This is a genomic window from Enterobacter sp. Ap-1006, from assembly GCF_011752835.1.
Taxonomy (GTDB): Bacteria; Pseudomonadota; Gammaproteobacteria; order Enterobacterales; family Enterobacteriaceae; genus Cedecea.
Genome location: NZ_VWWU01000005.1, coordinates 390,880 through 410,110, shown reverse-complemented (window position 1 = coordinate 410,110; position 19,231 = coordinate 390,880). Strand labels below are relative to the sequence as shown.

Below are 19,231 nucleotides of genomic sequence, written 5' to 3'. Positions count from 1 at the left end.
CTGCTAACATGCTTAAATATTAGTCCAACAATAATTAGCATAACCTGCTTCTCACATTCTGCCAGCAGAAACAGACGATTCCGAGAAAGACGGAAACCTTGTGCCAACGCCAGTTTTGCGCGACGATCTGTGCATTGAACTGAGGATCCCCATGACAGCATTTAACCCCGCTCATTTTCGCGCGCAATTCCCCGCGCTGGCAGATGCAGGCGTCTATCTCGACAGCGCGGCCACGGCGCTAAAACCCCAGGCCGTGATCGACGCTACCCAACAGTTTTACAGCCTGAGTGCCGGGAACGTTCACCGCAGCCAGTTTCCAGAAGCGCAGCGTCTGACGGCGCGCTACGAAGCGGCGCGTGACCAGGTAGCACGTTTGATCAACGCCGAAAGCGGTAGATCCGTGGTCTGGACCCGGGGCACAACCGAAGCCATAAATCTGGTTGCGCAGTGCTATGCCCGCCCTCGCCTCAAAGACGGGGATGAAATCATTGTGAGTGAGGCAGAACATCACGCCAATTTTGTGCCGTGGCTGATGGTGGCTGAGCAAACCGGTGCGAAAGTGGTGAAACTGCCGCTCAATGACCAGGCTCTGCCCGATCTTAACCAGCTTCCTGCATTGCTGAATGATCGCACTCGTATCCTGGCGCTTGGGCAGATGTCTAACGTCACCGGGGGCTGCCCCGATCTTGCAAAAGCTATCAAGCTTGCCCACGAAGCAGGCGCCGTCGTGATGGTCGATGGCGCGCAGGGCATTGTTCACTGCCCGCCGGACGTCCAGGCGCTGGATATCGACTTTTACGCCTTTTCCGCCCATAAACTGTATGGCCCGACCGGCATCGGCGCGCTCTATGGCAAAGCAGATCTCCTTGAGCAGATGTCGCCGTGGCTCGGCGGCGGGAAAATGATTACCCATGTCTCATTCGACGGGTTTAAGACTCAGCCTGTGCCCTACCGCTTTGAAGCCGGGACGCCAAACGTCGCGGGCGTCATTGGCCTTAGCGCTGTGCTGGAATGGCTTGAAACTGTCGATTTACAGCAGGCGGAAAACTGGAGCCGTAGCCTGGCCACGCTCGCGGAGTCCGAACTGGCAAAACGCCCGGGTTTCCGTAGCTTCCGCAGTCAGGACTCCAGCCTGCTGGCGTTTGACTTTGCGGGCGTTCACCATAGCGATATGGTCACGCTGCTGGCCGAATCAGGCATTGCGCTGCGGGCGGGCCAGCACTGCGCGCAGCCCTTGATGGCCGCATTAGGCGTTAGCGGAACGCTGCGCGCCTCTTTCGCCCCTTACAACACACAGCAGGATGTGCACGAACTGCTCGCCGCAGTCGATCGCGCCCTCGATATTCTGGTGGACTGAATGCAGGCTAATCATCCCTTTGGCACAGAAATTAACGCAGATATGCTGCGTACCACGTTCGAAGCGCAGCGGCAGTGGGAAGACAAATACCGCCAGCTGATTTTATTGGGTAAAAAGCTGCCGGCGCTGCCGGAGGCATTAAAAACCGAGAGTATTGAAATCAGCGGCTGCGAAAATCGCGTTTGGCTGGGCCACGAGCGCCTGCCGGACGGAACGCTGCACTTTTACGGTGACAGTGAAGGACGCATCGTTCGTGGCTTATTGGCGGTGCTGTTGACCGCGGTAGAGGGGAAAACCGCCCGGCAGCTATTGGAAAACGATCCGCTAAGTCTGTTTGACGATCTGGGGCTTCGCCATCAGCTAAGCGCTTCCCGCAGCAGCGGGCTTACGGCCCTTGCCGCGGCCGTTCAACAGGCCGCGCACGAGGGTTAATCAGGCGGCGGTTCGTGCCGCCTTCGAATGATGAAAAACAGCCGAAAAACGTGGTTTTCGGCTGTTTGGGGCAAACCAGAGAACAGAATTCGTTGCTTTTATTTGACCGACGTTTGAATTCCAGAACAGTGAACTTTGTCAGCGGTTTCAGGCGGCGGTTCGCGCCGCCTTCGCCATCATCTTCTTCAGCACATGAGACACCGCCACAAAACCAAAGCTGGCGGTTACCATGGTCGCCGCCCCAAAGCCCGAGGCACAGTCCATCCGTTTCGGGCCTTCGGCGGTGCTTTTCATCGCGCAAACTGAGCCGTCAGCCTGCGGATACACCAGCGCTTCAGTTGAAAATACGCAGTCTACGCCAAGCTTCCCTTTGCTGTTTTTCACCACGCCGAAATCACTTTTCAGGCGTTCACGCAGCTTCGCCGCCAGCGGATCCTGAATAGTTTTTGCCAGATCGCTAACCTGAATCTGCGTCGGATCGATTTGCCCACCGGCTCCCCCCGTGGTCACCAGCGGGATCTTATAGCGGCGGCAATACGCGATCAGCGCCGCTTTTGGCCGCACGCTGTCAATGGCGTCGATAACATAGCTGAATCCCTGGCTAAGCAACTCAGCGGCGTTGTCAGCGGTAATAAAGTCATCCACCACCGTAACCCGACACTCAGGATTGATCTCTTTGATGCGCGCGGCCATGACTTCTGTTTTGGCCTGGCCTACGCTGTCTTTCAGGGCATGGATTTGGCGGTTGGTATTGGTGACGCAAACGTCATCCATGTCGATAAGCGTAATTGCCCCAATCCCGGTTCGCGCCAGCGCCTCTGCCGCCCACGAGCCAACCCCGCCGATGCCAATCACGCAAATGTGCGCTTCTGCAAAAAGCTGAAGCGCCGCCTGGCCATACAGACGAGCGGTGCCGCCAAAGCGTTGCAGCCAGGCATCAGAGAGAACAACAGACATCGGGGAAATCCTCAGAAATAAAAAACGGGCTGATTTTACAGCCCGCTCAGACCACTGACAAACCTCAGGCAATAGAAGAAATACCCGATGGCTCGTTAAAAAACAGGAAAATCAATTCATTGATTTTCGGCTGCTAACCACAAAGAGAGAAAAACCACGCTTTTTCTCTCTTTGTCAGCAACCTCAACGGGCTGATTATACAGCCCGTAGATAAAGGTGGAAACGCTGCAGCATTAACCGTTAAAAACGCTGCCCGTGCCAGGGGCCGCTTTAAGCACCCAGACTCGCCCGTAATGGTTGTACCAACCCGCGCGGTGCCCGGCATCCGGGCCAATGCCCTGATAGATGTCGAAGTGCTGGCCTTTGATCGCGCCCCCAACGTCGAGCGCCACCATCACGCGCAGCTCGTACTGGCCGGTGAACTTCCCGTTATTGTCCAGTAGCGGGACTTCGGTCAGCAGAGTGGTGCCAGCAGGAATGATGGAGCGGTCAGACGCCACGGAGGCACGTCCAATCAAAGGTACCGCGCTCGCGCCTTTCACCGGCGCATAGCTTGCAGGCTTAAAGAAGACAAAAGAAGGATTCTGCTCAAGCAGCTCCCGTACTGCCGCTTCGCTATGGGTTTCACCCCAGTGGCGAATCGCCTGCATCGACATGTCTTCTTTCTTCACTTCACCGCGGTCGATCAACACTTTGCCGATGCTGCGATAAGCGTGGCCGTTTTTACCGGCATAGCCGAAGAAGGTCAAAGGCTGACCATCGCCAAAATCAATGTAGCCGCTGCCCTGCACATCCATGATGAAGTTATCCATCAGAGAGTTGCTGTAGGCCAGCACATAGCTGTCGCTCAACCCACCGGCGTAGATTTCCGCGCGGGACGGCAGGCGCCCCCGTTTTGGCGGCATGCGGTAAATAGGGTACTGGAATTCGCCCTGGCGAGTATGACGAGCCTGAATCACCGGGGTGTAGTAGCCGGTAAACTGCACGTTGCCGTAGTTGTCAGCCCCCTCCATCTGCCAGGCATCAAGGCCGAACTGCTTCAGCTGGCGGGTATCGCCGCCGGCCCGCAGCCACTGCTGCACGGCATTATAGATATCGCTGCCGTTATTATAGAGGCGGGGAGAAGCAGAACGAATCTGGTTAACCTGCTCGGCATAGTCGCCGCCGTTGATAGGCGCGCCAACCGCATCAGGCTGATTCACCAGTGAGAAAGGCTGGGAGAATTTCCCGTCTTTATATTGCTGACCGCGATCGGTCGGTTTTGATGAACAGGCGGCCAGCATCGCTAACATGACCCCCGCCGCTGTGTACTTAATCCAACGTCCTTTCATTTACCTTTCGCCCTGCTCGTTGCCTCTGTATGCCTCGCCGAAGATAGCAAACGCGCCGCCAGAATTAAACGAGTTGCACACCCCTCACAGCAAAAACGTCTGTTTTATGGCCACTGTGCGGGTTAATTCAACAACTAAGGGGAAATTCAGGTATTTACTCGAAAAAAGGGTTGCATCAAAAAGCGAGCGGAGTATAGTGCGCATCCACGGACGCGGGGTGGAGCAGCTTGGTAGCTCGTCGGGCTCATAACCCGAAGGTCGTCGGTTCAAATCCGGCCCCCGCAACCAATTAAAAGTCGCTGATTTAACAGCGCAATGATGAAAAATCATTAAAAAGAGTAGTATGACGGACGCGGGGTGGAGCAGCCTGGTAGCTCGTCGGGCTCATAACCCGAAGGTCGTCGGTTCAAATCCGGCCCCCGCAACCAACATTGAGAACACCCTTACGGGTGTTTTTTTGTTTCTGCCGTTTATAAAAAATAAGGCAGGTTTACCTCCTGCCTTTATTAACCATTTTAGCCCCGTCTTGCCAGCCTTGAGCTATCCGAGAAGTACGCCTTAATCCCCGCCAGAATTGACTCCGCAACTTCCTGCTGGAATTTGGCCGTACGCAGCTTGCGCTCCTCTTCAGGGTTACTGAGGAATGCTGTCTCCACCAGAATAGATGGAATATCCGGTGCTTTTAGCACCGCAAACCCGGCCTGATCGACGCTGTTTTTATGCAGCTTGTTCACTTTCCCCAGCCGGTTAAGCACCTCTTTCCCGAACTTCAGGCTGTCATTAATGGTCAGCGACTGCACCATGTCGAACATCGTGTGGTCGAGATAGCGATCCCCACTTTTGCCCACGCCGCCAATTAAATCCGAGGCGTTCTGCGTTTGCGCCAGGTATTTCGCCGCCGTACTGGTCGCCCCTTTGGTGGACAACGCAAAGACCGACGATCCGCGCGCGGCAGCGGTCGTAAATGCATCCGCATGAATAGAAACAAACAGATCGGCTCGCTGTTTTTGCGCCTTGGCAACGCGCACTTTCAGCGGGATGAACACATCTTCATTACGCGTCATGTAGGCCTTCATATTGCCCTCTTTATCGAGCAGGGCCTTCAGCCTGCGCGCAATGCTGAGCACAATATCTTTTTCGCGGGTCTTGTTTGGGCCTATCGCACCGGGGTCTTCGCCGCCGTGGCCTGGATCAAGCATGATGACAATCGGCCGGTCCCGCCCGGCTTTACCCGGCTTCGGCCCTTTTTCCGCCGGCATTTTCTTGTCTAACTGGCCGTTGTTGTAATCTTCCAGTAATGCCAGCAGCGGATCTTGTTCGCTATTCATATTGGCGGGATAAAGATCCATCACCAGACGCTCTTTAAATTCGGCGACCGGGGCAAGCGCAAACAAATGCGGGGTCACGTTTTGCTTCAATTCAAAAACCATGCGCACGGTCTTGGGATCAAACTGCCCCACGCGGGCGGATTTAATAAAGGGATCGTCGCCGCGAACCTGGCTGCCGATGCCTTTTAAAACTGAATTTAAATGCGCCCCTTCGATATCCACAACCACCCGCTCCGGGTTGCTGAGCGCAAACTGGCGGTACTTCAGCTGATGGTTAGATTCCAGCGTCACGCGGGTATAAGACGAGGCCGGCCAGACGCGCACGGCGATCACCTGGCTTGAGGCAGCAAAACCGACCTTGCTGACGCTCAACAACCACATGGCTCCGGCACCCTGAAGTAAACGGCGGCGACTCATTAACGAACTGGAATCTGGCATGGCTCCCCTGAGCGATAAAATCACTGAATAGACGAATTTATTTTTTGAGCCAAAAACTTTAGCGAAACACGCGGTTACTGTCATCTATAAAAGGGTAAACGTTCAGAAAAGGAGATAAAAAGTCAGGGAGGAGGAATTTTATCCTGGATGAAAATTGGCGCTTGCACCGAACGCCATAAAAGAATAAAAATACACAAATTACGAATAATCATGCAATGAGGGTGTGCCGTGGTAAAGGAACGCAGAACTGAACTGGTCCAGGGATTCCGCCATTCTGTTCCCTATATTAATGCCCACCGGGGAAAAACGTTTGTCATCATGCTCGGCGGCGAAGCCATTGAACATGAAAACTTTTCCAGCATCGTCAACGATATTGGCCTGCTTCACAGCCTGGGCATTCGCCTGGTCGTGGTGTACGGCGCACGTCCGCAGATTGACGAAAACCTGGCCGAACACCACCACGAGCCGGTTTACCATAAACACACCCGAGTCACCGACGCAAAAACCCTCGAACTGGTGAAACAGGCTGCAGGGCTGCTTCAGCTCGACATCACCGCGCGACTTTCCATGAGCCTGGGTAATACACCGCTTCAGGGTGCCCATATCAACGTGGTCAGCGGTAACTTTATCATCGCACAGCCTCTGGGCGTGGATGACGGCGTGGACTACTGCCACAGCGGGCGCGTCCGCCGTATTGATGAAGAAGCCATTCACCGCCAGCTGGACAGCGGCGCGATTGTACTGATGGGGCCAGTCGCGGTTTCCGTGACGGGGGAAAGTTTTAACCTCACCTCCGAAGAAGTGGCCACCCAGCTTGCGGTTAAGCTGAAGGCAGAGAAAATGATTGGGTTCTGCTCCGCTCAGGGCGTGACCGACGACCTGGGGAACGTGATTTCTGAGCTGTTCCCGAACGAGGCTCAGCAGCGTATTGAAGCCCTGGAAAGCACCGGCGACTATCATTCCGGCACAGTGCGCTTCCTGCGCGGAGCGGTGAAGGCCTGCCGCAGCGGCGTGCGCCGCAGCCACCTGCTCAGCTATCAGGAAGATGGTGCCCTGCTGCAGGAACTGTTCTCCCGCGATGGGATCGGCACGCAAATTGTGATGGAAAGCGCCGAGCAGATCCGCCGCGCCACCATCAACGACATCGGCGGTATTCTTGAGCTGATCCGCCCGCTGGAACAGCAAGGGATCCTGGTGCGCCGCTCCCGTGAGCAGCTGGAAATGGAGATCGACAAGTTCACGATTATTCAACGGGATAACCTGACCATCGCCTGCGCTGCGCTCTATCCGTTCCCGGAAGAAAGCATCGGCGAGATGGCCTGTGTCGCGGTACACCCTGACTACCGTAGTTCGTCCCGGGGCGAAGAGTTGCTGAACCGCATAGCCAACCAGGCGCGGCAGATGGGGCTGAGTAAATTGTTCGTGCTGACCACCCGCAGCATCCACTGGTTCCAGGAGCGGGGCTTCCTGCCGGTGGACGTTGAGCTGCTGCCGGCGAGCAAAAAAGAGATGTACAACTATCAGCGCAAATCAAAAGTGCTGATGGCCGACCTGACCTGAAAAAAGGGAAGGCATAAAGTGTGCCTTCCCTTGTCTTTTATTCTCCAGAGAAAATCGCCATAAGCCCGCTGCGGCGCTCCGTACGCGTGGCTATCGCTTTATTCAACACGCGTTCATCGGCATACAGCGACAGCTGCCTACGGGCGCGAGTGATCGCGGTGTACACCAGCTCACGCGTCACCACCGGCACAAACTGATTCGGCAATACCAACGCGGCGTGGTCAAATTCAGAGCCCTGAGATTTATGCACGGTCATGGCGAAGGCCGTATCGTGTGCAGGCAGGCGGCTGGGCTGAACGGACTTTACTGAACCATCCGGCATAGAAAACCAGACGCGAAGCCCTTCCTCACGCTGCAAAGCAATACCGATATCGCCGTTAAACAAGCCAAGCGAGCTATCATTGCGGGCAATCATCACCGGACGCCCGCCGTACCACCGGGACAGCGCCTGCGAAGGGCGCTGAATCAAACGCGCCTGTACAAGCGCCAGCTCAATACGCTCATTCAGGCCGCTGACGCCGAAAGGACCTTCACGTAAGGCACACAGCAACTGATAACGGCCAAAGGCATCAATGATCTCTGCAGGCGTGGCTTTCTGACGCACCAGCTGCAAATACTCGCCGTAGCCGCTGACCACGTCGGCAATCATCGCCGTATAATCTTCCGGCTCCAGCAGAGGCTGCAGTGAGATGTCCGTAAACCCTTGTCCAAACGCAGCTTTCACCTGCCTGCTATCGCTGGCATTAACGGCAAATGCCAGTTGACCGATGCCGGACTGACTGTCGAACCGATAGCTCTTACGCAGCAGGCAAAGCCCGTCACGCAGCGCGATCCCCCGGGTGCTCTCCCCTACGGGTACCTCACAGCCCGTGAGCCGATTTAATTGCTCCGCACGCTCAGCCGAATACCCGTCGTTCACGTAATGGCAGATATCGCCCAGCACCGCCCCCGCCTCTACGGAAGCCAGTTGATCTCTGTCTCCGAGGAAGATGACGCGGGCCTGCTCCGGTAAAGCATCAATCAGCCGGGACATCATCGGCAGATCTACCATCGACGCCTCATCCACCACCAGCACATCCAGGTGCAGAGGATTCCCGGCATGGTGGCGCAACCGCTGGCTGTTTGGCTGCGCGCCTAAAAGCCGGTGCAGCGTCGAAGCCTCTTCAGGCAGGCGCTTTTTCTGCTCATCGCTGAGCGGCAGCTGGCGCAGCGCACTTCCCAACGATTCCGTCAGGCGTGCGGCCGCCTTGCCCGTAGGCGCCGCAAGCTGAATGCGCACCGGCTGACCACCGGAAAGCTGAACCAGCGCGCCCAACAGCTTTGCCACCGTAGTGGTTTTACCTGTTCCCGGCCCGCCGGAAATAACTGAAATACGTCGGGTCAACGCCACCGCTGCGGCCACTTTCTGCCAGTCCGTCTGTGGGCCGCGACCAAACAGCGCGTCGAGGATTTCGCGAAGCCGGGTCTCATCCACCGCAACAGGCTGGTTATGTTCACCGAAGAAGGCCGCCACCCGATGTTCGTTGCTCCACATACGGTTGAGGTAAAGGCGGTTATCAATGAGTTTCAGCGGCGTGGGTTCGTCGCCCGAACTGACCGAATGGGAAGCCAGTAATGCGCTGTGCCAGCCCGAAGTAGGCTCCGCCTCGGCAAAAAGCTGAGCCACAAGTTCAGGATGTTTGCCAGCGAAGGCATATTCGGGCCTGATGCGTTCCAGCGGCAGGCAGACATGCCCCTCGCCTGATTCACGGCTCAACAGCGCTGCGGCCAGCATAACGGCGGGCTGCTTATCGTTAGCCACCATCATGGCAAACTGTGAATCCAGCGGCCTGAGGGCTTTCAGCACCACCGCCTGGTTGAGTAGCTGAGACATACTCACTGTGGGATCTCCTCTGCTGCCCCGGCGAACAGCGCATCCATTGCTTCAACCAGTCTGACGTCCGGTCGCGTAGAAAAAATACCCTGCTCGGGCTTACCCTGCTCCACGCCTCGCAGGAACAAATAGATAACCCCACCAAAGTGCTGCTGGTAGTTATACCCGGCCATACGGTGGCGCAGGTAGCGATGCAGCGCCAGCGTGTAGAGCTGGTACTGCAAGTCGTAGCGGTGGGACTGCATCGCCTTCGCCATCGCCTCCTGGGTGTAGGCGCTGCTGTCTTCACCCAGCCAGTTAGATTTATAGTCCAGCAGGTAGTAACGCCCCTGCCAGCGGAACACCAGATCGATAAACCCTTTCAACATTCCCTTCACCTGACGGAAATCCAAAGGCGGGCAACCAGCAGACAGCGGGTCATAATGGCGAATCAGACCGTCTAACGCCGGCGCCTGTAGCTCATTGTCGATAGGTAAATAAAACTCCAGCTCCACCTGTCTCTCTTTCGCAGAAAGCAGGTTCAGGGCAACGCCGGTGTCATTGAGCGGCGCAGCAAGCACCTCTTCCAGCCAGCGGCTCACCACCGGCTCCCACTCGCCGCTAAACCCATTGGCAAGCAGGTGTTTTTCTGTCTCTTCAGGCTGTACTGGCTGTGTAAAATCAACCTCTTCGAAAAGGCTGTGTAAAAAAGTGCCCGGTGAAGCCCCGCGCGGGAATGTATGCGGCGTAAGTAACGGCTCACTTTGCTCCGGGGCTTCCCCAACGGCGTCAACGTCCAGGCGTGGCACTAAATCCAGAACCCGACTGCTGCCGTGCTGCTGCAGACCAGAATAACTGGTCACGCGCCAGTTATCGGTGATTCGACGGTTAAGCTGGCGGGCGACAAGCTCGGGCAAAGCATCGGGGCGCGGCTGCCACGGAGTATCGTCCCCGGAAGAGAGTGTTTCAACGTCGATGGCTTCGCTTTTCAGACCATCAAGCGCCTGGCGCATTCCCTCTGCATCAAGCGCTTCCCCTTTTTGCAGCAAATAGCCCAGCGCACTGAGGTGCAGGTCGCTGTTGCCTTTTTTGGCTCTCGAACCGCGGAACAACGGCGCAACGCCCAGGCTGCAGTGCCAGACGGAGCGGGTCAATGCCACATAGAGCAGACGCAAGTCTTCCGCCAGACGTTCTTCTTCGGCCAGCCCCAGGCTTTCCGCATCGTTGCTCAAATCCAGAAGTGAGGTAAAGGTGGTCCGGTCGTGATACAGGCCGCTGCTCTGCGGGCGATAGTTGGCCACGAACGGCAGCCAGACCAACGGATACTCCAGCCCTTTGGATTTGTGGATGGTCACCACCTGCACCAAATGTTTATCACTTTCGAGCCTCAACTGCTGACTGGAAGCGTTGCTGTCCGGCTCGGCAATCCTCTGCGCCAGCCAGCGCACCAGCGCATGCTCGCTCTCCATTTCTGCCGAGGCTTCCTGTAACAGTTCGCTGATGTGCAAAATATCGGTCAGCCTGCGCTCTCCGCCCGGCGTGGCCAGCAGGTTTTCAGCTATATTTCTCGCCCCGATTAAGGCTCTTAACATGGGCATCACGCCCCGCTTAAGCCACTGCTCGCGGTAGCCAAAGAATTCGTCAACCAGATTATCCCAGGCCAGTTCGTCGTTGTTCAGAGACTCGATAGCATGGGCATCCAGCCCTAACATGGCTGTCGCAATGGCGCTGCGCATGGCCGTCTCAATTTCAGGCGTTAGTACGGCCTGTAGCACCCACAGCAGCTCACGTGCTTCAACGGTAGCAAACACCGAATCGCGGTTAGAGAGATACACCGAAGGAATATTCAGCGCGCCCAGCGCATCACGTACGATGGCCGCTTCTCCGCGGCTACGAACCAGAATCGTCATGTCCGATGCCCTGAGCGGCCGGGCGTCATCCCCCTGCCAAAGCAGCGCATCCCCCCGTTGCCCGGCGGTGAGCCAGTCTCGAATTTGCCGAGCACACTGCGATGCCATCGCTTGTTGGTAATCACTTACACCGACGCCATCCCCCGGCTGGAGCCACATTTTCACCGCCGACTGGCTTTCACCCTGGACCGTAAACCGTAGCCCACCGTTACGGGGCGCTGATTTAACCGGCAGGAACGGGATCTGGCGGAATAAGAACGGGTTCTCAACCTGCTGGAACAGCGTGTTTACACCGTGGATCATTGAAGGAGACGAGCGCCAGTTAGTGTCCAGTGTGTAGTGGGCACTAACTTCCTGACGCGCCTTCATGTAGGTAAAAATATCGGCGCCGCGGAAAGCGTAAATAGCCTGCTTGGGGTCACCAATCAACAGCAGCGCGGTGTCCTGCTGCTTGATATACAGGCGGCGGAAGATACGGTACTGCTGCGGGTCGGTATCCTGGAACTCATCGATCATCGCCACCGGGAAACGGCTGCGGATCGCCGTCGCTAAGGCGTCGCCGCCGGGCTGATGCAGAGACTCATCGAGCCGACTCAGCATATCGTCAAAGCCCAGCTCGCCGCGACGGCGCTTCTCTTGCTGAACAATATAGCGAATTTCCGCCATGGCTCTGGCAATCACCAGGTCACGCAGCGTTAGCGGCTCTGCAAGCAATGCGTCGATGGCGGTAAACAGGCTATGCCGGGGCGCTTCGCCTTTTTTGGTTTTCTCTTCAAGCGTGCTTTGCGCAAACTTCGCCAGCGCCTCAGGGAGCTGATAACTGGTGGTTTCCAGCTGCGCCCACTGGCCAACAATTTCCAGCCAGTTTGGCAAATGTTTACTGCTGTAGCTGCGTTTATCCACGCCAGAATCGCCAATCAGGCTTGCCAGCTCACCTGCGGCTGCTCTCCACTGAGCTTTAACCCCGTCGATAGCGGCGATTATTTTTTCATGGCGAGCCAGCAGCGTTTCATCATCCGCCGGAGGCTGTTTCAACTGGGGCTGTTCACCCTGAAGCCAGCTATTGATATCCCTTAAAAGTGCTTCCGGACCCGACCACTCCTCACTCATCGCCTGCGCGACAGGTTTTGGCAGCGGGTAACAGTGACGCCGCCAGAAATCAGCACAGGCGTGACGGCGCAGCAAGGATTCATCCTCGAGTAGCTGCTGCTCGAACAGCATCCCGGACTCAAAAGCGTTGAGGCTGAGCATCCGCTGGCAAAAGCCGTGGATCGTGAAGATAGCGGCCTCATCCATCTGCTGTTCGGCTAACAGCAAGGTACGGGCAGCGAGCTGCTTGTCCGTAATCTGGGCAAGCAAGTTTTGTAGAAGTGGGTTTTTGGTGCGGTTACGGATACAGGCGATACGCAATTCGTGGATATTCGCCCGAATACGGCCACGCAGTTCTTCGGTGGCCGCTTCGGTGAAAGTCACCACCAGCAGTTCTTCAACCCCCAGCGGACGGGGGAAAGCATTCTCTCCCCCTAAGCCCAGCAGCAGCCGCAAATAAAGTGCGGCAATGGTAAAGGTCTTACCGGTCCCCGCGGAAGCTTCTATCAACCGTTCGCCGAACAGCGGCAAACTTAAAGGATCAAGGGGCTGCGCAGTTACATCGGTCATTATTTCTCGCTTACTAGTGGTAACGCCTGCTGCAGACTGCGTGCCCCCTCCCAGGTTTTCCACCCTTTTGGAGCTGCATACTCTGCTTTGCCGTTATGGCTGCCGGAAATCTGTGACAACACCGCCATCCCCTGGGGAGCTATCACCGCCTGATGGAAGAAATCAGCCAGCTTCTGCGGCGTTAATTTCTTAATTTCGGCTATCACTTTATCACGGGAATCAAACGCCATGTTTCGGCGGTCGAAATCTTTGCTCAGCTGCGCCGCTTCTTCCGCAAGCGTTTGAGGCGCCTGCTGCATCTGGGCAATCATCCCCTGCTGAATTTGGGCAAACTCGGCGTCGCTCATGCCGCGCAGCTTTTTCTCGATAACCGGATAAAACGCTTTAAACCGCTCATACAGGTAAGCTGGCTGCTTATCGCTGCTCTGAAGCAGGAACCCCACTCCCCACTGGCGACCAATGGACATAGGGAAAGCAAACACCGCATATCCAAGCTGCTCTTGTGTACGCAATTGATTATAGAACCAGGGCTGAATGATTTGCCCCAGCATTGAGCCATAGGCCGTGCTGGTGGCTTCGTTATAGCCTTTGGGTACATAAACCGCCGCCAGCGCCGAGTCGGTGCTGCTTCCGGCTTTTTCAAACATCGCCAGATGCTGCTTATTAATCAGCACATCGTCATTGCGGCACCATTCTCCCCCCTTCGGAGCCAGCTGGGCTTTGACGTTTTCCGCCAGCTGTTTGGTCTGCTCTGGAGACATGTTGCCAATGACCATAAACTCAGGCCGGGAATTGGTTTTCAACCGCTCACGATAATCCAGCACGTCCTTAAGCGTCAGCTCCGGCAGCAACGCCCGACGGGTACTACGCTCAAAATAAGGCACCTGCGAAACCATCTGCACCGGTGCAATCGCCTGCTCAAAGGCTTTGCCTTTGTCCGCCGAATCCATCATCTGCGCATACCAGGACTTGGCCTGATCCAGCTGTTCCTGCGTTGGGGAATAGCTGAAATAGCCCTTCAGCAGCGCTTCAAACAGCTGCGGCAGGCGCTGCGTATAGCCGTTGGCGTTAATCATCAGCCCGCTATTGGCGTTAGATGAGAAACTGATGCCGCCAACCGATGCCTGATTGCTGAGTTCATCCAGCGCAATGCCCGCAAGGTAATCATTGATGGCAAACAGCACCTGATTCTTCGCGCTGTTCATCACCTGAGGATTACGCAGCACAAGCGTCACGTCTGCTTTTGGCTCGTTGCCAAAATAGCGGCTCGGCATATACACCACGCGCAGATCCGGCTCGTGGATCAGCAGCTCAGGATGGTCGTACTGCTTCTGTGGCTTATAAAGCGTGAAGTCATCGGGAATGTAAGGATTCAGCTGAGGCAGCTCAAGCTTGATAGCATCTGCCTTCTGCTGCCAGTCGGCAAAGGTCTGCGCAGGAATTTTGTCAACTTCGTAAGGCGCATCAACGAAATAAGCCGTTTTATTGTGTGGCTCCTGCGGGCTGATATACCACACGCGGGCATTTTGCGGCGTCATCATATCCAGACGCGCTTTAATCGCGTCAGGATCGTACTGGTCAGCGATATTTGCGGAATCTAACGTATGGGTGACCGGGACGCGCAGCATGGTATCAGCCAGCCATTCGATGTAGTCCATATCACGGGTGATGGACGGGTAACGGAAGTCGAGATCCAGCACGTGTGCAAGCTCGTCAAAGTAACGTTTATCGATACCTTTGGCGCGCAACCGATCGAGATAGCTGAATATCGCCGCAACCACCTGGTCACGATTGGCCAGGCCTTTATCAGTCAGGGAGACGGAGATGGCGAAAACACCGCTGTTACCGGCCACCATCGGGTCAGAATCCGCGCGTATGCTCTCCGCAAGCCCCTGCTTTTGCAGCCAATCCGACAGCGTATTGTGGCTACGGTTGCCGATCAGGTACCCAATCAACTCATCGGTTTTGCTGCGGAATTTATCGCTATTGTTATCAATGCGAAACTCAACGCGAACCACCTTGCGCGGCATGACCGGCACATAGTGGATGAAGATACCTTTTTGCGCGTCAGTCACCACCGGTACATCGATAACCGGCTTTTCGATATTTTTGTCAGGAACGCGGCCGTAAGTTTCAGCGGCAATCTTCGCCAGTTCAGGCAAAGGCTTGTTGCTGTAGATAACGGCCTTCATCAGGTTTGCCGAGTAGTACTTATTTCTGAATGCCACCAGCGCGTCGAGCAACTTGCTGCCGGGTTTGTCACGCAGTGTTTCAAGGTTGCCGCCGGAGAAACGCGCCGCCGGGTGTAAAGGGTTGATTGTTTCGGCGCTAACCTGTGCCATGCGCATCCCGTCACGCGCACGGGCCATCGTCAACTCGGCGTTTACCGCGTTACGTTCACGCTCGGCATATTGTGCCGCGAGGTTAGGTTCAGCAATGGCGTCGGCCAGGCGGTCTACGGCACCGTCGAGCGCATCGTTTTCTACTTCAAGATAAAATGCGGTTCGATAGGTGGCGGTACTGGCATTGTGGCTGCCGCCATGTTTTTTGAGGAATTCAGACAGGCTATCCGGGTCCGGATATTTTTTGGAACCCATCAGCGTCATATGTTCCAGAAAATGGGCAAGCCCAAGGTGAGCATCTGGATCTTCCAGTGAGCCAACCGGCACCACCAGCGCTGACAGCGACTTCACCGCCTGCGGATCGGAAACCAGCAGCACGGTCATACCGTTATCTAAACGAATAGCCTGATACTGACGAGGATCTTTTTCACTTTTACGGATGGTGTCCTGAATCGGTTGCCATCCATTATCTGCCTGACTGCAGGGTGCCCAAAGAGCAACGAACAAGAAAAGCGCGGTAAACCAGGTGCTGCATTTAGGCATTCACAAACCTCGTCTTCACTAACTTACTCATCATTAACAACTTTTCGAAGCTATCCGTCGAACGCCGTTGTTATACTTCGCCAGCCCTGAGCAAGAAATCGCATCATAATTGAACTCACCGGGCTGTGCAATTTTTATACAATCCTTGTTCAGGATTGGTTGAATCTGAACAGAGGCAGCAGGTAGCGCTCGGCCTCTGCGATAATCGCTTCGTAATACTCGGCATCAAGGGTACGGTACAGACGTTGCAGCCAAATATCAGCCCCTTCCCCTTCCACCATATGGTTTCCTTCCCAGGCAGCAAGCAGCTTAGTACGGGCTTTCTGCTGCGTCTCCTCATCCCATAAAATGGCATCATTTTGTGGGTCATAACAGGTTTTTATCCACGCGCCACCGCTGTTATGCAGCAGCAGTAATGGCTGACGGAGACCTTCTTTATAACCCTCAATCAGTTGCAACAACCAGGCTTTAGCTTCGTCCTGTGCCATATGAGGGAAACGCCACTGTGAATCTTTGCGCCCGAACATTCGGCTTTCGCCCGAATAGCCGCTGGCACAGTAAACCAAATGTTCAATCCACAGCTGCATGCCATGAGCCACATTCAGCACCGAAGGGCGCCAGCGCAGCAAACCATCAGCCTGTACGTCCGACAGCCAGCCCGTCACTCTGGTTCCGTCTATGTGAAGATCCACTTCACAGCTTTCCCCTTTTTGCCGTTCGGCCAGCACTTTTTCAGCCAGCGTTTGCATTTCATTCCGCTGGTTTTCCCACAAGATTTCACCGAAGGCCCCGTAAGGTAAAACGCCAGCTGCCCGGTAACGCACAAACAGCTGGTGCGGATCATCTTGCTGAACCAGAGCATTAAGCAGGTGCTGGTTTAACTGAAAACGATCGAGTACATCGAGGGTAAAAGGCTCTTCATCCGGCAATTCGGTATCTTCCAGGCGGAAGTTAATGCCGAGACGCATTTGGAAAAATGCCCGCACCGGGTGCCGCCAAAAGCGCTGGAGCTGCTCAAGGGAGATGTCGTCCCAGGGCTCCGCAATCAAAGGCTGAATAAAGTGGGCATGCGCTACGCCACTGCCGCTTGCCGCTGGCAGCCACTCCTGAGCAAAGCTTTGCCCATCGCCTCCGGCAAGGTAGTTGGTGCTGTCAAAAGGTGTTCGGGCATGAAGTGTGACCAGATGCTTTCTCACATACTCACTGCTGTCATCTGCATTACATTCAGCATCTCCGGGGAGGTAGTGACTGCGAGCGATGTAATCCAGCAGTTCTTCCACCAGCACCGACGGGTAACGCCTGCTGTTGTCCTGAATCGAACGGCCAATATAGCTGATGTACAGCCGCTGCTGGGCTGAAATAAGTGCTTCCAGGAACAGATAGCGGTCATCGTCTCGGCGGCTGCGGTCCCCACGCTGCGAGTGCTGACTCATCAGGTCAAAGCCCAATGGCGCAAGCGTTCGCGGATAGACACCGTCATTCATGCCCAGCAAACAAACGACCTTAAAGGGAATGGCGCGCATTGGCATCAGGGTACAGAAGTTTACCGGCCCGGCGAGGAAGCGCTGGCTGATGCGCTCCTGGTCAAGACGCTGGGCCAGTTCATCACGCAGCAAGGTTAATGACACGGGCTGCTGGTAGGCTGCATCAGTGCCTTTTTCAATCATCTCCTGCCACTGCTGCTCAATCAGCGCCAGTGCGGCTTCTGTTTCACCATCAGGCAGGAAGAAGCTGTTCAGCATGTCCCTGCATAGCGGCAACCATTCGTCTAAAGGGCGCTCCTGAGTTAACAGCTGACGCCAGCGGTTCAGCTGCATCAGCAACTCCGCAAGCTGCCCCACCAGTTCGGCAATCAGGCCGCTGGACTCATCATAGGGCAGCACAGAATCCCAGACCCCAGCCTGGCTTTCCATCGCATAGCCAAGCAGCATCCGAGTCAGGCCAAACCGCCACGTATGCTGCCCGGTCGCAGGCAGATCCAGTTCTCGAACGTTGTCATCATCAATGCCCCAACGTACACCTGATTCATTCACCCATTTACGCAGATAGCGCAGCCCTTCTTCATCAATAGAGAAACGCGCCGCCAGGGCAGGCACTTCCAACAATGAAAGCACATCTTCTGCTGCGAAACGGCTTTCCGGCAAGCCAAGCAGTAAAATGAACGCCTGCAGGGCCGGGTGAGCCTGGCGCGCTCGACGGTCAGAAATGGCAAACGGCAGCCAACGCTCATCCTTCGCGCTACCAAACACCGCCTGGATAAACGGACTGTAGCTATCAATATCCGCAACCATCACAATGATATCGCGCGGGGTAAGTTCTGGATCGGCTTCCAGCATCGCCAGCAGTTGATCATGCAGCACTTCAACTTCTCGCTGCGGGCTATGGCACTCATGGAATGTCAAAGAACGATCGTTAAGATCCAGCAGCCGTTTACCGCCACTGTGTTCATACTCCTCAGCCGTCAGCCCTAGCACCTGCGAATCTTTCAGCTCCAACAGGTCATTTTGCAGGCCGTGGAGAAGGTTATCGGGTTCTAAATCGACAAAAACATCGATCTCTTCAAAACGCTCCAGCTCGGAAAGCAAAAACGCGTAGTCGCGCCCTAATTTCCCCCAAGAGGCCAGCAAGGAATTCCCCACATCCTGCTCACCAAGCTCATTGAACAACGAAGAGGCATTGTCGTTGTCCTTAAACAAGGTCTGCTCTTGTTCTGTCTGATGCCGACGACGACGGCGGCTGACAAGACGAGCAAGGAACGCGGGATCTTTAATATCCCCCCAGTAGTAGCGGCAGGGGTTGGTAAATAGCACATGGACGTCGATATGCTTACCCAGCGCCTGCAGAGCCTGGAGGTACACAGGTGGCAGAGCGGAAATCCCACAAATAAAGACGCGAGATGGGAGTCCCGTCGGGCAAACCTCGCTTTTCTCAAGAGCGCTAATAAAGCGCTGGTAGAGATTGGCTCGATGCCATTCAGGCTGCCCCAGCTCAGCGGTGTAGCGCACCAGTTCCGCCCAGAGCGGAGCCTGCCAGAGCTGAGACTCTCCCACACCTTCGACAAGCTCGCCCTTCTCCCAGCGACTTAGCCAGCCGGGACGATAGACAAGATACTGGTCATAAAGGTCGGCAATCCGGGAAGAAAGCTGAAACAGCTTACGGCTGCTGTCGTCTACCTGCAGATAGTGGTCAAGCATCCTGAACTCTGGCTTGTGGAGCATATTGGGGATAAGCGTCATCAGCTTCCAGCTCATGCTCTGCTTGTTGAACGCGCTCACTTCCGGAATATCGGGCAAGACCCTCACAAACATGTCCCAGATAAAGCTGGCGGGCAGCGGAAACTTGATGTTCGCCGCAATGCCAAACTTCTGTGCCAGCGTCATTTGCAGCCACTGCGCCATCCCGGTGCTTTGCACCAGTACCACTTCCGGCTCAAAAGGGTCCGGCAATGGCTGGCGCTCCACAATGAACTCCATAATGGCTTCCAGCACATCAAGGCGGTTGGAATGGTAGACACGCAACATG

Annotated in this window: 10 protein-coding genes and 2 tRNA genes; 5 read left to right on the top strand and 7 right to left on the bottom strand. The window is 55.6% G+C overall.

Translation table 11 applies throughout. The features are described from left to right. The first annotated feature begins 151 nt into the window (after positions 1-151). Together csdA and csdE are read left to right on the top strand one after the other, a co-directional pair. Positions 152-1,357 carry a cysteine desulfurase CsdA gene (gene csdA, locus F3J28_RS17800; RefSeq protein ID WP_166878331.1) on the top strand — a complete coding sequence of 402 codons (1,206 nt, stop codon included), beginning with the start codon at positions 152-154 and terminating at the stop codon, positions 1,355-1,357. Beyond that, on the top strand, positions 1,358-1,789 hold the full coding sequence (gene csdE, locus F3J28_RS17795) for a cysteine desulfurase sulfur acceptor subunit CsdE (RefSeq protein ID WP_166878328.1): 432 nt from the start codon (positions 1,358-1,360) through the stop codon (positions 1,787-1,789). Between the two features lie 147 nt (positions 1,790-1,936). Here csdE and tcdA read toward each other — a convergent pair whose 3' ends face one another. Both tcdA and mltA read right to left on the bottom strand, forming a co-directional pair. Next, positions 1,937-2,746, bottom strand: a complete 810-nt coding sequence (tcdA, locus tag F3J28_RS17790; RefSeq protein ID WP_166878326.1) for a tRNA cyclic N6-threonylcarbamoyladenosine(37) synthase TcdA — start codon at positions 2,744-2,746, stop codon at positions 1,937-1,939. Between the two features lie 233 nt (positions 2,747-2,979). Continuing rightward, positions 2,980-4,077: a murein transglycosylase A gene (gene mltA, locus F3J28_RS17785; protein WP_166878323.1), complete on the bottom strand. Its 1,098-nt coding sequence runs from the start codon at positions 4,075-4,077 to the stop codon at positions 2,980-2,982. Between the two features lie 211 nt (positions 4,078-4,288). On the opposite strand from mltA, the gene F3J28_RS17780 reads away from it, so the two are divergent. Together F3J28_RS17780 and F3J28_RS17775 are read left to right on the top strand one after the other, a co-directional pair. After that, a tRNA-Met gene (locus F3J28_RS17780) sits at positions 4,289-4,365 on the top strand. Positions 4,366-4,428: 63 nt separating this feature from the next. After that, positions 4,429-4,505, top strand: a tRNA-Met gene (locus F3J28_RS17775). A gap of 87 nt (positions 4,506-4,592) precedes the next feature. Here F3J28_RS17775 and amiC read toward each other — a convergent pair. Next, positions 4,593-5,843: an N-acetylmuramoyl-L-alanine amidase AmiC gene (gene amiC / locus F3J28_RS17770; protein WP_166878320.1), complete on the bottom strand. Its 1,251-nt coding sequence runs from the start codon at positions 5,841-5,843 to the stop codon at positions 4,593-4,595. 228 nt (positions 5,844-6,071) lie between these two features. On the opposite strand from amiC, the gene argA reads away from it, so the two are divergent. Then, positions 6,072-7,403: an amino-acid N-acetyltransferase gene (argA, locus tag F3J28_RS17765; protein ID WP_008458442.1), complete on the top strand. Its 1,332-nt coding sequence runs from the start codon at positions 6,072-6,074 to the stop codon at positions 7,401-7,403. Between the two features lie 37 nt (positions 7,404-7,440). Here the strand turns inward: argA and recD are convergent, their stop codons facing one another. The 4 genes from recD to recC all read right to left on the bottom strand — a co-directional run bounded on the left by recD (position 7,441) and on the right by recC (position 19,230). After that, a complete protein-coding gene (gene recD / locus F3J28_RS17760) occupies positions 7,441-9,282 on the bottom strand; it encodes an exodeoxyribonuclease V subunit alpha (protein WP_166878317.1) in 1,842 nt (613 codons plus the stop codon). Further along, the gene (recB, locus tag F3J28_RS17755; protein ID WP_166878314.1) at positions 9,279-12,824 is read right to left on the bottom strand and encodes an exodeoxyribonuclease V subunit beta; all 3,546 of its coding nucleotides are present in this window, start codon (positions 12,822-12,824) and stop codon (positions 9,279-9,281) included. Before recB ends, recD begins: the two co-directional genes overlap by 4 nt. Next, a complete protein-coding gene (gene ptrA / locus F3J28_RS17750) occupies positions 12,824-15,709 on the bottom strand; it encodes a pitrilysin (RefSeq protein ID WP_166878311.1) in 2,886 nt (961 codons plus the stop codon). Before ptrA ends, recB begins: the two co-directional genes overlap by 1 nt. Before the next feature lie 149 nt (positions 15,710-15,858). After that, positions 15,859-19,230 carry an exodeoxyribonuclease V subunit gamma gene (gene recC / locus F3J28_RS17745; protein WP_166878309.1) on the bottom strand — a complete coding sequence of 1,124 codons (3,372 nt, stop codon included), beginning with the start codon at positions 19,228-19,230 and terminating at the stop codon, positions 15,859-15,861. Between the last annotated feature and the right edge of the window lies 1 nt (position 19,231).